Origin of the sequence: Polaribacter uvawellassae (assembly GCF_039748955.1) — a bacterium.
Lineage (GTDB): Bacteria > Bacteroidota > Bacteroidia > Flavobacteriales > Flavobacteriaceae > Polaribacter > Polaribacter uvawellassae.
In genome coordinates, this window is the sequence record NZ_JBDIZN010000003.1 from 96,283 (window position 1) to 113,930 (window position 17,648).

Genomic DNA, 17,648 nt, shown 5'->3' on the forward strand with positions numbered 1-17,648 from the left:
TCTAAATTTATGAATTTATTCAATAAAAAAACACCCTATAAAAATGGGTGCTTTTTTTTTTAAACAATGTATAAAAGAGTTAGCTATTTACGTTCATAAAGTACTTTTTTAGAAAACCTTCCTTTATCAGTTTGAATATAGATTATATAAATATCACTTGATAAATTATTAACTTTTAATCGAGTTTCTTCTTTCTTATCAATATTTTTCCACTGACTAATTCTTTGACCAAGAATGTTAAACATTTCTACTTTATCAATTTTTAAGTTTTCAATATTTTTGATAACAATTTCATCACTTGTATTATCTATAAATACTGATAAATCTTTGATTAAAACATCAACATCATCAACCGATAAGATTTTACCATTAAAAGTTAAATAGAATCTATCTGAATGAGTGCCTTTTGTTAATTGAATTGCTGCTCTATTTACATTATCTAATAAATAATCTTTATTGGTTAATTTATCTTTTAAATAAACTACTCTATCAATATTTTTCATTTCATCAATTTGTATTTCTACAGTTCCATCATAATCTATAATTATCTCTAACGGAACCTCCAAATCATCAGATATATCTGGTACTCCTGCAATTACATATTTTAAATCGCTTTCAGGAATTTTCCAATATATATCTGTAACACCTAAATCATAAATTTCACTATCATATCCTTTATCAAAACCAAATGTATTTGTTTCACTAAAAGAAATACCAATTTGTCTATGAAAATCTAAGCCATCTTCATTTGCATAGTCCATTCCTAATTTTAATATTGGTAAAGTAGCTTCAGTTTCTTTTGTTTTTGAGACAGTAGCGCCTTTAAAAAAGACCGAAGTGCCTGGTCCATCTTCGGCAATAAATTCTCTTTGACTATTGTTAAAAACAATATCTCCTCCATTTGAATCTGCAGAAACAAAGAAACCTTGACCAATTGCTACATATGGTAGAGGAACAATATAACCAGAACCTAAAGCTCCAGAAGTACCATTATTTCCATTATCAGACACATTTGTTCCTTGATTTGCTGCAACTCCCATTGCAATATTTCTTGTTGCATAACCACCTATATAACCTCTAAAATTATGCCCAGAACTAGCTGTACTTGTATCATCTTCATCAACATGCTGCCAAAAATAGAGCGTTCCTGTTATTGAGTTGATATTATCTTCAATAAACTTTTTAACACTTAATGCCGAAGTAAACGGGTTACCAACCAAATACGTCTCGTCACCTCCAAAAGATGTAGTAAATGAACCTCCTTTTGGTATACCTGCAAAAGTATAATTTTGAGCTCTACCCGGACCTTTAAAAATAAATCCATCTGTATTTGGTATGGAATCAGTACTTGATTTATGAGCCCAACCTGCTCTAGTTCCTCCATTTGCTGCGTAGGTATAAATCCAGTATTCAGCTAAACTAATCGGATCAGTAGTATTACCATCGTAGCCACTTATAAAAGTGATATCTTTTGCTATGTTAGTATTTACAATTCCTGAATAATTTGTTTCAGTTGTACCATCTTTAAAAACGCTAGCAACCGTATAATTTGACGAACCTGAATTAGTTTTTACAGGAGAACTCATATAATTATACCTATACAAACTTGGTACTGCAGAGTTTTGATCTACTAATAATTTACCGGATCCTGTAACCTTACTTGTTCCTGTATGGGTTTGGATAAATTGTGCTTTACTTTCGCCAGAATCATCTATTAATCGGATTTCTCCATTTAAAAGAACATCGTTAGTTACTACCAAAAGGTTTTCTGTAACTGCTAATTTTCTAGAAGCATTTACTGTTAGTTTTCGTGCACTTAATCTGTTACCAGAATGATTATAATCTTGATCAACAACCACAAAACGTGATCTATCTGGATATCCATTACTCCATTCACCACCTGTTCTTGTTGTGATATTAACTCTATGTAAGCCTAATAAAGTATTTGCATCTGCATTTGAATTAATAATTTCAGAAATTAATGGATCATGTGGATGTCTTTCTGGTCCACCAGAACCTAAAGCCCTATAAGGATCTAATGCATCATCAATAAATACAACCCATTCACTTGCAGCGTATGTTTTATTTGGAACTAACGTTTCATCTATTCTAACATATGATGTTTTATCTGAAAAAGTTTCAACAACATCATATCTAAAATTATATGCTATTCCTTCATTTTCTGAAGATAATGTAATAATATCATTGGCATCTGCAATGTCTGTTAATGAATTGTTAGCTATAACTGTTGCACTTGCGTCTAAATTTGTAATTATATTACTTGAACTCTTAAACAATATAGATTTACCGGGTGCTAAAGATGTTGTTACAGTATGTGTAACATCAGGTGTTACATCTGTTTGTGCTCCTGTTTTATTTTTAAACAGTTGTATTTTAATCAGATTAGCAGGAATGCTTAATGTTGCACTTATGTTTGTAACTTCAATCCATCTTTCGTTATTAAATTGATATACTTGAGTTATCATTGGTGTACCATTTGCACCTGTATCCCTATAATCGAAATCTCCAATCGTGTTATAATCACTATCATCATCACCTAAAGTACTAACACTTGGTGGATTATGGTTGTCATTTACAGTTGAACCTGAAATAGACGAATCATCTACATCATCAAAATTATCGTCTAAACCATCACCATCTGTATCTGTTCCAGATAACGTGTTATTGACGTTTCCATTTTCAGATATATCATTTATTGCATCATTATCTGAATCTGAATCTAAGTAATCTGGAGTTGTATCTCCATCAAAATCTATCGGAGTTAATCCAACAATTGCACCATTTTCATAATTATCATCTACGCCGTTATTATTTGCATCTGTCATACTTGTACCAACTCCGCTTGGTAAAATATAGCCTCTTGAACTTTGAGCTTCTACATTGTCTGGAATACCATCATTATCTGAGTCTATATCTAAAAAATCTGGAATATCATCTGAATCGGTATCTATAATTGTTAAACCTGTTCCTGCTGAACTAGGAATACCATTGGTAGTAGACGATGTACCTACTGCACCATCGGCCTTACCATCATTATCAACATCGGTCCCTCCTGCTTCAATAACATCTGTAATTCCATCATTGTCTGAATCTAAATCTAAACGATTTGGAATTCCATCACCATCAGTGTCTATATCTGTACACGGAGTTACTAAATTAACTCCATAAATAGTTCCTTTTAGGTTGGTAGGCCCAACTACTGCTTGCCCAATAACTATGGTATTAGATGAAGTAGTGTTCCAAGGGATAGAATTAAGCGTTAATCCACCAATTAGCTCCATAGGTTGTAGTACACCATTTGTAGTTTTACTACCATACATTTCTAGAGTTTCATCATTAGCATTGTAAAGAAAGCGTATTATAGGTGTTGATGGATTAGCTTCTGATAGGTTCCATACTTCGGAAACACCACCAACTCCATATCGATCTCCATCTGTAAACTGAACATTATGGGGCGATTGAAAGTTAAAATCATTTATATACGGTGAAGTTCCATTGATCGCTAATTGAACTCCATTAACAGTAATGCTAAAACTATTATCTAATAATACAACATCAAAACCAAATCCTTTTTCTCCATTTAGCGTTAAGCTTTGAGTATTCCCATTAATAATATTAACTGCAACTGTATTCATTGAAGAAACTAATGTACAGTTGTATGATTCGTCAACATCTAAAATACCATCATTATCATCATCTAAATCATAAAAATCTGCAATACCATCATCATCAGAATCTTTAAAATCTCTATAATCTAAATCACCTGTGCCAGGGAAATTGTTATCTTCATCTCCAAAAGCAGCTTTTAAATTTGTGGTATTGGTAATCTTGTCACCAGCACCTACACCGTCATTTACGGTAAAACCTGTAATACTAGAATCATCATTGTCATCAAAATTGTCATCCAAACCATCTCCATCTGTATCCGATCCAGCTAGAGTATTATTTGCATCTCCATTTTCTTCAATATCAAGAATACCATCATTATCTGAATCGGAATCTAAATAATCTAGAGTTCCATCACTGTCTGTATCGGGAGGATTTAAACCTATAATGGCACCAGACTCATAATTATCATCTACCCCATTATTATTAGCATCTGTAATACCAGTTGCAACTCCACTTGGTGGTATATAACCACTTGATGATTGCCCTTCAATATTATCTGGAATACCATCATTATCAGCATCTATGTCTAAGTGATTTGGAATACCATCATTATCTGAATCTACAAGTGTTAAACCTGTACCAGCAGAACTAGGTACACCGTTTGTTGTAGGTGTTGTCCCTGCAACTCCATCTGCCATACCATCTCTATTAGCATCTGTACCGCCAGCTTCAATAACATCAGGAATACCATCATTATCTGAATCTAAATCTAAATAATCTGGAATACCGTCGCTATCAGTATCTGTACTTGTATTACAAGGAATTGTAAAATCTTCATAACTTACATTATCTACTCTTAAATGGCTACTAACTCTAATAAAAGTAATCCTAATATGCGTAGCATCAGTTGTTAATGTATAAATTTTATCATAATATGTTCTTCTAGTAGCAAAAGTATATACTTGAGCATTTCCGAAAGTTATACCATCAGTAGATTCTTCTATTCGCATATTATTTGCTCCATTATTTCTTTTATAAGCTGTTATTGTTATATCAGTTCCAGCAGATACAAGAGCTGAACCACTTCTTAAAACAATATCTATACTTGCATTATTATTATTAAATTTTGCATAATCTCCATTTATACCATCTACAGCTAACTCTTCATCATCTATATCACCACTATTAACTGAAGCGCTAAAACCATCATCTCCTGTTACAGTTGTTGGTGTACATCTACCTTCATCAGTATCTAAAATACCATCATTATCAGAGTCTAAATCATCGGCATCATCTATACCATCACCATCATCATCATTTATTACATCTATAGTTACTGTTGCTATTGAACAATTTGTATAAGTAACTCCAACTTCACAGATTTCATACACCAACGTATATGTTCCTAAAGGCACTGAACTTGTTACGTTTACTTGTCCGCTTGAATTTATTGTAACTCCTGCATTTGTTGTACTAACTTGAGAAACTGTTACATCTGTAACAGCTGTAGGTCCAGTACTTCCGTTTAATTCATCATTACTTAATACATTAGCTACCGCTGTACCATTAGTTCCTAAAGGATGTGTTCCTGAATCATCATTTGCTGTAATTGTTTGTTGTAATGCACATAATTCTATACCTGTGGGTATCACACATTCAAAGTTTTCTCCGGAACCAGTTGTTAAGCCACCTGTACTACCATTTGTTATATGTCCGGCAAAACAAATACTACCACTAGTTCTATTAAAATACGTAATTGCATGTCCACCAACACTAACTGCTGAAGGATCATCTGAACCTACTGTAAAAGAAGAAGGAATCGTTGGATAATCTACATCACCAGGGTGTGCTAATGCATCATAACCCGATCCGTCATCTCCCCAAGAATAAAGAATTCCTTTATTATTTGATGCTCCATTTCCTTCAACAATTACTGCTGCTCCAGCATATTGTTCTGAAGTATGAGAAGTAGCTAAATAAATTACACCCGTTAAATCTACACCAGATGATATTTGAATAGCTGTCCAAGTGTTTACATTTCCTGTTGCTGTATTTATTATTGATGAAGATGTACTATCTCCTACACCATATACTTTTTTATCTGTACCTAAAGCTAATAAACCTGATGAGGCACCATCATTGAATATTGCAGAGATATAACTTATTGTTGCTGGAGGAGCTATCATTTTTGTTGCATAAGTTAGGTTTTGAGTTCCACCACCATTACCAAGCTCTACGTTATCTCCCCATGCATAAATATCTCCATTGTTTAATAACGCATAACCAGCTACAAAAGATCCAGTTACTTGTTTTACGTTGGTTAAATCTGTAGTAGCATTTATTTTAACTTTATGCCAAATTGAAGAGTCTGTACTTGCATTTCCGTTAGGAGCAGTAGCTCCAGTAGTTGCTACCCATACAACACCACTATTAAGAGTTACAAAAAGCACATCTGAACTAGCATGCATATCTTTTACTTCTGCACCTGTAAATGGAACGTTCTTCATTTCCGCAAAAGAATTTCCTGTAACAAAATCCCCATCTACAACTTCTCCAGACAATCCCCAAGCATACAATTTTGTAGTAGTTGCTAAAAAAGCTTGACCTCCACTATTTCCGGAAATTGCATAATGTCTTACAGTTCCAGTAAAATTAAAACCGTTTGCGCTTGTTACTAAAGTTAATGAAGTAGCATCAGTAGAACCATCACTAGTCATATCTTCTCCCCACACAACATAGTCTCCACTAGCTGTTTTTGCCATACTTTGATGGTATGATGTAATCAATACATCTGCATTAGGATCGAAAACCCCATTAGACTGTACAGTTGGACAAGTTTGAGAATAAGTAGATAAAGAAATTAAAAAACCTAAGAATAAAAGTAGAGTTGCTCTAAACTTTATTATTCCTCCAAATAATGTTACTTTTTTCATATTGCTTAACATAATCAAAACACTTTTTTTTGTTACACATAGTATTATTTATCTACTTCTTGGACACACTTTATCTAAAAAGGTCTCAAAAAAATAAAAATGTTGTGGGGGATAAACTAAAGTATATCGGGTGGATAAACTAGAATTACAGTTTAGAGTACAAAAGTAGTACTTTATTCTAAAACAAAAGAAATAAAACAATATTTTATTATCTAAGTAAACAAAAAATTATAACAGTTAAAAAGAATATAGAACGATAATAATACTTACTACATCAGCTCGTAATATAATATGCTGCAAAACATTGCGTTAAACAAAATAAATGAAAATATTTGCAATTCTTTAATATGTAATCAAATTGAAAGGTCCTTTAATGTCAATCTAATTAATAATAGTATTTTATTGAGAGATAATAATAAGCTTTATTAGTTTTATATATATATTTTGTGAAGAAATTTGGTGGTTCATAATTTTATTTGTTTATTTGGAACTGATAAAATAATAAAAATGCCCTTAAAAACTAAGTTATCCCTAAGACTAGTTTCGATTTTATTATTAGTTTCTGCCCATTTTACTTATGGTCAGGACAAATCGAACCAAACCAATAGTGCTCGTAAATCTACGGGTGTTTCTGTTGCGCCAGCTCATTTCCACTTCAATCAAAAGCCTGGTGAAGTTAAAACTTACGATATTACCGTAAATAATAATACTTCTACTCCAAAACAATTTAATGTTAATATGTATGATTTTAACATGAATGGAAAAGGGAAAAGTAGTTTTTTACCTGCTGGAAATGGAAAATACTCATTATCTAAATGGTTAAATGTTTCTCCAACATTTGTTGAATTAAAACCATTTGAAAAAAAATTAATTAAAGTTACTGTTAGTGTGCCTAATACAAGCGATGGTGATAAAGCTGCTTGGTCTATATTAATGGTAGAGCAAGTTGCTCCAAGAAAATCATTATCAACATCAAACAACGATAATAGTACACTAGCTTTAGGTGTCGTTCCTACTTTTGCATTTGGAATTTTCGCATATCAAAATCCACCAAATGTTATAGACAATAAAATAGAATTTAAAGATTTTCAGTTAAAAAGCGGTACTGCTTCTAAATTTTTATATTTAGAAGTACAAAATACTGGAGATGGAATTGCGTATTGTACTTCATATATAGATTTAACAAATTTAGACACAGGTGTACAACAACGCTTAAAAGTTAAAAAATTTACAATAGTTCCTGACTTAATTAGAGATTTTAGTTTTTCTCTAAAAGGTTTAGGAAAAGGAAAATATTTGGCTGTCGGAGTTTTAGATTACGAGAACTCCGAAGAAATACAAGCGGCCAAACTAGAGTTCGAAATCAATTAAATTTAACAAACAGTATTATTAACCCCCTTAATTATTATTTATTATGAAGAATTTTTCAAAATTATTATCAACAGTTATTTTAATTGGATTTGCATTTTCTGCAAATGCACAATTAGTTGACGAAAAAGATGTATCTATTACTTTAGATATGCAACCTGTATTAGAGTTAGAAATGACTACACCAAATCAAATTGAATTTGTTTTTGATGACATTACAGAATACCAAGCTGGTATCACAAATTACGGAGCAACAATTTTAAAAGTTAGCGCAACTGTAAATTGGGATTTATATGCAGTAGGTAGATCACAAACTGGAAACAGATTTTGGGATCAACAAGTAAGTTATGGTGCAACTTCTAATTCTGTTGCAGATTTACCATTAAGTTTATTAGAACTTAGACAAGCTAGAGCAAATTCTGGTGGAGCAGCTGGTACAAGTGTTATAGATTATAGTTCTGCTTTTTCTACAAACCAAGCAGCAGCTTCTGGAAACAATAGTTTATTTGTAAACAACGATGGTTCTGGTACACCTCCAACAATTGCTAATAAGTATATTGCTGGACATGCAGGAACGACAGGAGTTGGAGATTCAATGACTGCTGGAACTTACTTAAACAACTCAGGAACTACTTCTGATTTTTACTATGTTTTAGATTACAGAATTGCTCCAGGTTTACCAGCAATTTTTCCGAATGCTTTTCAAGCAGATAGTACTACAGCAGAAGATTTAGTTACTACTGGTACTGCAAGTTCTTATGCAGAAGGTGGAGTTTACACAATGTATGTACAATACGTTTTATTAGAAGATCAATAAAAAACATCTTTTATAATTTTTAATAAGGATGTAATTAGTAAATTACATCCTTATTTATTACAATTAATTTTGCGAAAACATAAAAGAAAATATCAATTATTTTTTACTGCTGCTTTTTTATTAATTAGCAGTGTCTTTTATGCGCAAATACATTGTGGAGTTGTAGAATTACAATCTAGTTCAACTGTAGATGCTAACTTTACTTTTACAGATTTTTCTAAATACAATTCTGGTATTACGCTATTAAGTGTAGCAAGGTTAAGAGTAAAAGTAGAAAACAAAGATCCGGTAGATTTAGATTGTTCTTGGAAATTAAGAATGTTTATAGAAAACAATTCTGGTGCAGGAACTTTAGCTGATAAATGGGAAGAAATTACATTATATGGTAACGGTAATGCTTTAAAACCATCTATTAGCGATTTAGAAGTTAGAGTAAATAACAATTGTGGTACGCCTTTAAATACAAGCTTTAGGTCTTTTACTGATGTAAATGATATTCTAGATATAATTGAAGAAATGGTGCCTCAAATAATTGTACCTGCAGGTTCTTGTACAGCAAACGGAACAAAAAATGTTAATGGTCCTGGTAGTTATTTAACTAATTATAACGAATATAGTTTTGATGTAGATTTAAGATTAAAACCTGGCTTTAAGTTTAATCCAGGGGTTTATAAATTAAATATTAAATTTAGACTAGAAGAAGTGAATTAATGTTTTGAAAAATAATATTCCTCCCAATTTACATTACAAGATCATACTTCTAATGATTTTTGTATTATCGATTAGTGTTGGGTATTCTCAACAAAAAGATACTGTCCTTTATATTCCTAAAACAAAATATCAGAATAACAAATTACTTACTGCAAAAATAGATTCTATAAATCTATTAAAAAGAAGAGCTGTACTTACAGCAAAAAACTCAAGAGATTTAACTAAAAGAATAGCTGTTCTTGATTCTATTTTAAATTTTTATAAAAGAAGCTCTGAAGATGTTATTAATAGCTTAGCTAAACAAACACCTGTTAAAATAGCAGAAAACACTAACAAAAATCAACAAAACAACGACACTATAATAAAACCAAAAATGAGCAATGCCGATAAAAGGTTAGCTCGTTTAAATGCCATAATTAAAAGAAATGATTCTTTAAAACTAGTAAAAGCAAATAAAGCTGCGACTAGAATTGCACAACGTAAAAAAGACTCTATTAAACTTGTAGAAAATAAAATCAAAAATAAATTAAGGCTAGATTCTATTAAAATAGCCAAAGCAACAAGTAAAGTTAAAAACGCTAAAGATTCTATTTTAATTGCCGAAAAATTCAATGCAATTAAAAAAAGAAATGATTCTATAAAAGTTGCGTTAGTAAATAGCGTTATTAAAAGAAAACAAGATTCTATTATAGTTGCAAATAACCTTAGAAGGGCTCAATTAAGAAGGGATTCTATTAAAATAGCAAATGCAAATATTGCTGCTCAAAAAAGTCAAGATTCGTTAAATAAATTAAAAACTATACGAATCGCTCAGTTAAGACAAGATTCCATCAGAATTGCTAATGCCAACATTGTGGCACAAAGAAAAAGAGATTCTGTAAAACAAGTAGAAGCATATAGAATTGCTCAGTTTAAACAAGATTCTATCAGAATTGCAAATGCAAATGTTCTTGCTAAAAAAAGAAGAGATTCTTTAAATAGAATTGATGCTGCTAGAAGAATAAAATTAAGACAAGATTCTATTAAAATTGCCCAAGCTAATATTTCTGCTCAATTAAAATTAGACTCCATAAAGCAAGTAGAATCAATTAGAAAAGCACAATACATCCAAGATTCTATTAGAATAGCAAAAGCAAATTTTAATGCAAAAAGAAGAAGTGATTCTATTGTACTAGCCGACATCAATAGAAAAGTAAAATTTATTCAAGATTCTATCAGAATTGCAAAAGCCAATATTGCTGCAAAAATAAAAAGAGAAGCGCTTAATAATGCTATTGCATTACAAACCGAAGCAAAAAGAAAACAAGATTCTATTAAGTCCTCATTAACTAGATTAAATGTTGCAGATTTAACAAAAAGAAAACAAGATTCTATAAATAATATTATAAATTCTATTTTAACAAAACAAAGAGCTCAAGATTCTATTATAGTTGCAGAAGCTAAAACTTTTAAAGAACAAGAAACTAAGAGAATACAAGATTCTATAATCAATAGTGTTGCAAAAGCAAAAATTGATGATATTTTTAAGGATAAAGATTCAACAAATGTTGCAACCAATAATTTTAATACAAATCAAAATTTAGTTTTAAACGATTCTATAGATGATCGTAATTTTACTCATTCAGATTTGGTTAATGCACCAAAGTTTTTAGACACACTACCCTACTTAAGAACCGGAAATATTTTATCGAAATTTGTAAGAAATGAAATTGATTTAAACGACGGACAAATTGTATCTAACGTATTAAAAGTAATTAATATTGGTTCTAAACCTGTTACTTTTACTACAGATTTAATGATTCCTGGTGGATGGACAAGAATTGATGACGAAAACAAAAAATATGTTGCAAAACAAAACGATACAACAATAGTTCCTATAATTATTAGTCCAACAAAATTAGTAAATGGTAACACAGAAATTATAGTAAATTCTTTTATTGTAGATATTGATCAGCGTCAATTAGCAAATAATTATTTTTCTTTAAAAACAAAAAAGAAAGTTGGTTGGGATATTGAGCTTACAGATACAAAAAGCATTTACTTAAAAAATGGAGAAAAAAGTAAACGCTTTAAATTTCAATTGCACAATTCTGGTAATTACAAACAAGATTTGTTTGTAAACTACTCTATTCCAAAAAAGGATCTATTCTTATCAGATACTTTAGGAAATGCTATAGAGCAGCCAAACGTTACATTTAGTTTAGAAGCTAGAGAAAAAAAATTATTTGATTATATCATCACTTTTAAAGATATGAACAAGAGAAATTTTAAACGAATTTCTTATAACAGTTATAGTCCAAATAAAGAAGAAGAGAAAAAAACACACAGCTTAATTATTAATAGTAGAGAACCAAGAGCTAATAAATTTTCTTTACAGAAAAGAACAAAAGTTGATTTTATAAAATTACCAAACGAGATAAAAGCGAATCCGTACGGTTATCCGTATTTACCTTTAACGGTAATTATGAGCGCACAAAATATATTAAGTGACCGTTCTTTTTTAGCTTTAAACTTAAGAGGTTTTAAACAATTAAGTCCAACCGCAAACTTAATTTATTCAACAGACCTTAGTTATAGCAATTCGTATTACACAAAAAATATATTAAGTGATGCGCCTTGGTATGTTGGTTATTTTGATGATAAAAAAACATTAGAAATTGGACAAGTAAGTGGAAACATTACTGGAGTTTCTAGTTCTGGTTATGGAGTAAAAGGTTCTTATCGCTTTAATGATACGCATGAAGTTGGTGCATTTTATGTAAACTCAAACGGATTTGCTGCAACTAATAGTTCAATAAGTTTTGGTGTATGGCACAATTTTAATTACAATGAAAATATTAGGGTAAAAACGCAGCTTGGTAGAAATATTAACAGCATTTCTAATAGAAGTATTAATGTATTATCAATACAACCATCCATAAGAATTAGTAATAATCATAACATTTCTGTATTAAGTTCTGTTACTAATAAAAAAATGGATAATGAGCCTGTTTTCTTTAATCCAAACGGATTATTAGTTGGTGTAAGTTACAGTTCTAGCTTTTTAAACAAAAGGCTTAAATACAATTTTAACACTCGTTTTAATGATAAAAATTTTAGTTTCGGAAACTTTAGCAGAATGTATCTAAACCAACGAACAAACTATATTATTAGTAATAAATGGAGTGTCTTTTTAACAAACAACTATCAACAATCTGCAAACTATAACGCAATTACGGGTAACGAGAATTATTCACAAAAATCGTTTTACAACAACTTAATTTTTAATACAGGTGGAGAAACTGGTAACTATCAAGCAGGTTTGTTTTATGAATATAGAAACTTTCCGAACAGTATTATTCACAATCGCGGTTTAACATTTCGTTTTTCTAATTATGATTTTGAAAAACAGTTTATCAACTCTATTTATTTAAAAGCAGGTTATACAAAACCAGAACTTAACAATGTTGATAATAAAGATTATTTTAATTTCGAATTATCTTCTTTAACAAGGTATAGAACATGGAATTTTAATGCAAAATATAATTTAGGAGCTTTTTCTTCTCTTACATCACAACAAGCTTTAAACGACTTTATTACACCACAATCTGTTAGAGTTTCTGCACAAAATCAATATTTATTTCCGAACAGAAAATTAGTAATAGAATCTAATGTGATTTATAGTTACAACAATGTATTTAACAATCACACATTAGGTGTGTATCCAACGGTTTATTTCTTTAACAATACTGGATGGCGGTTTGGTGTAAGTACAAATTACACATTTACAACAAGAGATTTTAGTTCGGTTTATGATCCAATAGACAATCAGGCTGGAGATCAATTTAACCCAGCAAATCAAGTTTCGAGCAGTAATTTTAATCTAAACTTTAATCTTAAAAAAGATTTTGGAATTCCAATTCCGTTTGTAGACAGAACCGCAGCAAATGCAAAGTTTATTTCATTTTTAGATGTAAATGGAAACGGAATTAGAGATAACGATGAAACATTATTACAAAACGTTGTAGTAAAGATCGATAAAAAAGAAGTATTAACAGATGTGAATGGCGAAGCAATGATGCAAAATTTACTAAAAGATGAGTATGATTTTGATGCTTTTTCTTTAGAGAATTTAAACGGTTGGTTTCCAAATATCAATAGTACAGTAATTATTGAGAACGACGATATTGTTTATGTTCCTTTTGTTAGAGGAGTTAAAGTGTATGGTGATGTGGTTTTAGACAGACAAAAAATTGCCGTTACAGATGATGCTCCGTTAGATTTATCAAGAATAAAAATTAGTGCAACAGTTGGAGAAAAAGTATATGGTGCTTTAACAAACAACAAAGGACGTTTCGAATTCTATTTACCATTTGGCGATTATGTAATTACAATGGATGAAAGCATCTTAAACAACAGATTACAAATTACAAGAAACAATATTCCATTAAAATTAAAAAGCACACAAGACGGCGTTTATGTCTCTTTTTACATCATAGAAAAACGTAGAAAAGTAATTTTTACAGATTTCACTAAAAAGAAAAATTAATCTCATCTTTATTATTACATTTGCAAATCCTAAGAAACTACAACTTTTTAGTGATTAATATTCTATAAATGAGACTACACAGAAATTTAACATATGCCGTAATCGATAGTTTGCGCGATGTTTTTAATGAAGGAGAATATGCTGGTAAAGCAGTAGAAAAAGCATTAAAAAGAGACAAACGTTGGGGAAGCAGAGATCGTAAATTTGTTGCAGAAACAATTTATGAAATTGTTAGATGGAAACGTTTATACGCAGAAATCGCAGAAGTAAAACAACCTTTTGATAGACCAAATTTATGGAGATTATTTACAGTTTGGTGTGTTTTAAAAGGAATACCACTACCCGATTGGAATCAAATTGAAGAAACACCAACAAGAAGAATTAAAGGTAGATTTGATGAACTTTCTAAAATAAGAAAATACAGAGAATCTATTCCAGATTGGATGGATGAATTGTGTGTAAAAGAATTAGGAGAAAAATTATGGACGAAAGAAATGGCAGCTTTAAACAAACAAGCTGACGTTGTTTTAAGAGTCAATACCTTAAATATTACCAAAGAAAAACTCCAAAAGGAATTAGAACAAGAAAGTATTTTTACAGAAACACTTCCTAATCATCCAGATGCTTTAAAGTTGGTAGAAAGAGCAAATGTTTTTAAAACCGATGCCTTTAAAAAAGGATATTTTGAAGTGCAAGACGCTTCTTCTCAATTAGTTGCTGCATATTTAGATGTACAACCAGGAATGAAAGTTATTGATACTTGTGCTGGAGCTGGAGGAAAAACATTACATTTATCAGCATTAATGCAAAATAAAGGGCAAATTGTTGCCATGGATATTTATGAAAGTAAATTACGTAAATTAAAAGTTAGAGCAAAAAGAAACAAAGCGCACAACATAGATTTAAAAGAAATAAATTCTACAAAAGTAATTAAGAAATTACACAACAAAGCTGACAGAGTTTTAATTGATGCTCCTTGTTCTGGTTTGGGTGTTTTACGTAGAAATCCAGATTCTAAATGGAAATTACAACCAGAATTTATAGATAATATAAAGGCAATACAACAAGATATTTTACAAAGTTATTCTAAAATGGTAAAACCTGGCGGAAAACTAGTGTATGCAACTTGTTCTGTGCTTCCATCAGAAAATCAAGAACAAGTAAAAAAGTTTTTAAAATCAGAAGCCGGTAAAGAATTTGTATTTGTTAGTGATAAAAAAATATTGGCTTCAGAATCTGGCTATGATGGATTCTATATGGCTTTATTAGAAAAAAATGTGGTTTCATAAATTATTGCTAATTTTGAAACTTAAAACTGCTGAAAAAGAAATAATTTTAATAACTCAAAAACTAAGAACATGGTAAAAAAATTACTTTCTTTTTATTTCCTATTATTTGTATCGTTAATCTCCTTTTCTCAAGAGAGTTACTATAACGATGTTAACTTAACACTTACTGGAATTCAATTAAAAAATGCGTTAGCAACAAAAATTACCACAACACACACAAGAATATTAGATTATACACCAGATGTTTGGACGGCTTCTAAAGTAACAGACGAAGATCCAAGCAACACCAATAATGTTTTACTTATCTATGGATGGGAAAATGGATCTGATGGCGATACTACAAACGATAGATCTAGAAGTAAATCTTTACAACAAGGTGGTGGTAGTTCTGATGGAAAATGGAATAGAGAACACATATATGCAAGGTCATTAGCTACTCCAGGAATGCCACTGCCTAGTGATAATCCGGGTATTGCTACCGATGCACACAATTTAAGACCTGCTGATAGTGATAGAAATGGCACAAGAAGTAATCGTAAGTTTGGTAAAGGATCTGGAGCTGCATCTGGATTTTCTACAGATACGTATCCTGGTAATTCTGGTCCAAATACAAATGCTTGGTATCCAGGTGATGAATGGAAAGGCGATGTTGCAAGAGTTGTAATGTATATGTATTTACGTTATGGCGATAGATGTTTACCAACTAATGTTGGTGTAGGAAATAGTTCTTTAACTCCAGATGATATGATCGATTTATTCTTAAAATGGAATGCAGAAGATCCTGTTTCTGATTTAGAGAAAAAACGTAATACCTACCATGAAGATACTACTACAAATACTACTGCACAAGGAAATAGAAATCCTTTTATAGACAATCCGTATTTAGCAACTCGTATTTGGGGTGGAAATTCTGCGGAAGATACATGGGGTATTTATACAGGTTCGGATACAGAAGCACCTACCACTCCAACAAATGTTGTTGCGAGTAACCAAACAACAACTTCAATCGATTTATCATGGACAGCTTCAACAGATAATGTTGGTGTTACAGGTTATAATGTATATGTAGATGATGTTTTAACTGCACAAACTGCTAACACAACAATTACAATCTCTGGCCTAACAACAAACACAAGCTATGCTTTTACTATAGAAGCAAAAGATATTATCAATAATAAATCTGCAAAAAGCACAGTTGTAAATGCAACAACTTTACAAGATACTGCTGCTCCAACTGTTCCAACAAATATTGTAGCAAGTAATATTTCTGGTACAACTTTTAAAATTACTTGGGACGCTTCTACTGACAATACTGCAGTAACTGGTTATGATGTTTTTGTTGACGGCAATTTTAATGTAAGCACTACAGAAACAACTTATAGTTTCTCTGGCTTAACAGCTTCTACAACATACGCTGTTACTGTTTTAGCTAAAGATGCAGCCGATAATAAATCTGCACAAAGTGCTGCAATAAATGTTACTACAACAGACGGTTCTTCTAACGGAATTACAGAATTGTTTATTTCAGAATATGTAGAACCAAATACGGACGGAAATAATAAAGCCATAGAAATTGTAAACTTAACTAGTAATGCTATTGATTTGACTGCGTATTCTATCAGAAAAAATTATACAGGAAAAGGTTGGATAGATGATTTACCGCTGACAAAAGCAGATTATTTAGTAAACCCAGCAAACACAAGTATTTTACCAAACGATGTTTTTGTAATAATTCATGGTGATGCTGCAGATGCTACTTTAACAAGTAATGCTGATTTGGTTGTACCTAATAATAGTAATGCTCCTTATGAACAGGGGTCACCTCTTAATTTTAATGGAAATGATCCTGTTGGGTTGTTTAAAAATGGCGTATTAATTGATATAGTTGGTGAAGAAAATAACTTTACTAATCATATTATAAATGTGACGTTACGAAGAAAAGCAACGATTTCATCTCCAAATGCAACGTATGATGTAAATGAATGGGATAATGTAGGTGAAAATGTATATGATGGAATTGGAAGTCACACAGCAACTTTAAGTGTAGATAAAATTGACAATGCATTGTTTAAATTATATCCAAACCCATTAAATGGTAATGTATTAAACATTGTAAATTCTTCTTCAATAAAAATTAATGAAGTAAAAATTTATACGATAAATGGAAAAGAAGTAATTTCTATTTCTAATCCAACATCTAGTATTAACCTAAATGGTTTATACAATGGTTTGTATATTATCAAACTGATGTCAGACAAAGGCACAAGCATACAAAAACTCATAAAAAACTAAATTAAAAAAAGCGGCATTTAGCCGCTTTTTTTTGTTTAAAACATCGTGTATAACTCTTTAAATCAATAACACTTTTAAAT

7 protein-coding genes are annotated in these 17,648 nt (G+C 30.9%); 6 read left to right on the top strand and 1 reads right to left on the bottom strand.

Features of this window, described 5'->3' with window-relative positions; genetic code table 11:
- Nucleotides 1-83: 83 nt before the first annotated feature.
- Nucleotides 84-6,563, bottom strand: coding sequence for a T9SS type A sorting domain-containing protein (locus ABDX67_RS07695; RefSeq protein WP_347174382.1), 6,480 nt, complete (start codon nt 6,561-6,563; stop codon nt 84-86).
- Between the two features lie 507 nt (nt 6,564-7,070).
- Here ABDX67_RS07695 and ABDX67_RS07700 point away from each other — a divergent pair.
- The 6 genes from ABDX67_RS07700 (at nt 7,071) to ABDX67_RS07725 (ending at nt 17,568) form a co-directional block, all read left to right on the top strand.
- Nucleotides 7,071-7,934: a hypothetical protein gene (locus ABDX67_RS07700; RefSeq protein WP_347174383.1), complete on the top strand. Its 864-nt coding sequence runs from the start codon at nt 7,071-7,073 to the stop codon at nt 7,932-7,934.
- Nucleotides 7,935-7,977: 43 nt separating this feature from the next.
- The gene (locus ABDX67_RS07705; protein WP_347174384.1) at nt 7,978-8,748 is read left to right on the top strand and encodes a hypothetical protein; all 771 of its coding nucleotides are present in this window, start codon (nt 7,978-7,980) and stop codon (nt 8,746-8,748) included.
- Between the two features lie 69 nt (nt 8,749-8,817).
- Complete coding sequence (locus ABDX67_RS07710) at nt 8,818-9,459, top strand: hypothetical protein (RefSeq protein ID WP_347174386.1); 642 nt, start codon at nt 8,818-8,820, stop codon at nt 9,457-9,459.
- 52 nt (nt 9,460-9,511) lie between these two features.
- Entirely contained in the window at nt 9,512-13,987 is a 4,476-nt protein-coding gene (locus tag ABDX67_RS07715; protein ID WP_347174387.1) for a hypothetical protein, read from the top strand.
- Between the two features lie 68 nt (nt 13,988-14,055).
- Nucleotides 14,056-15,276: an RsmB/NOP family class I SAM-dependent RNA methyltransferase gene (locus tag ABDX67_RS07720; RefSeq protein ID WP_347174388.1), complete on the top strand. Its 1,221-nt coding sequence runs from the start codon at nt 14,056-14,058 to the stop codon at nt 15,274-15,276.
- A 69-nt stretch (nt 15,277-15,345) separates the two neighbouring features.
- Nucleotides 15,346-17,568 carry an endonuclease gene (locus ABDX67_RS07725; protein ID WP_347174389.1) on the top strand — a complete coding sequence of 741 codons (2,223 nt, stop codon included), beginning with the start codon at nt 15,346-15,348 and terminating at the stop codon, nt 17,566-17,568.
- Nucleotides 17,569-17,648 lie beyond the last annotated feature (80 nt).

What these genes read in the sequence shown, in the direction of transcription:
- ABDX67_RS07695 (WP_347174382.1), bottom strand. Translation starts at nt 6,563, where the DNA reads ATGAAAAAAGTAACATTATTTGGAGGAATAATAAAGTTTAGAGCAACT.
- ABDX67_RS07700 (WP_347174383.1), top strand. Translation starts at nt 7,071, where the DNA reads ATGCCCTTAAAAACTAAGTTATCCCTAAGACTAGTTTCGATTTTATTA.
- ABDX67_RS07705 (WP_347174384.1), top strand. Translation starts at nt 7,978, where the DNA reads ATGAAGAATTTTTCAAAATTATTATCAACAGTTATTTTAATTGGATTT.
- ABDX67_RS07715 (WP_347174387.1), top strand. Translation starts at nt 9,512, where the DNA reads ATGATTTTTGTATTATCGATTAGTGTTGGGTATTCTCAACAAAAAGAT.
- ABDX67_RS07720 (WP_347174388.1), top strand. Translation starts at nt 14,056, where the DNA reads ATGAGACTACACAGAAATTTAACATATGCCGTAATCGATAGTTTGCGC.
- ABDX67_RS07725 (WP_347174389.1), top strand. Translation starts at nt 15,346, where the DNA reads ATGGTAAAAAAATTACTTTCTTTTTATTTCCTATTATTTGTATCGTTA.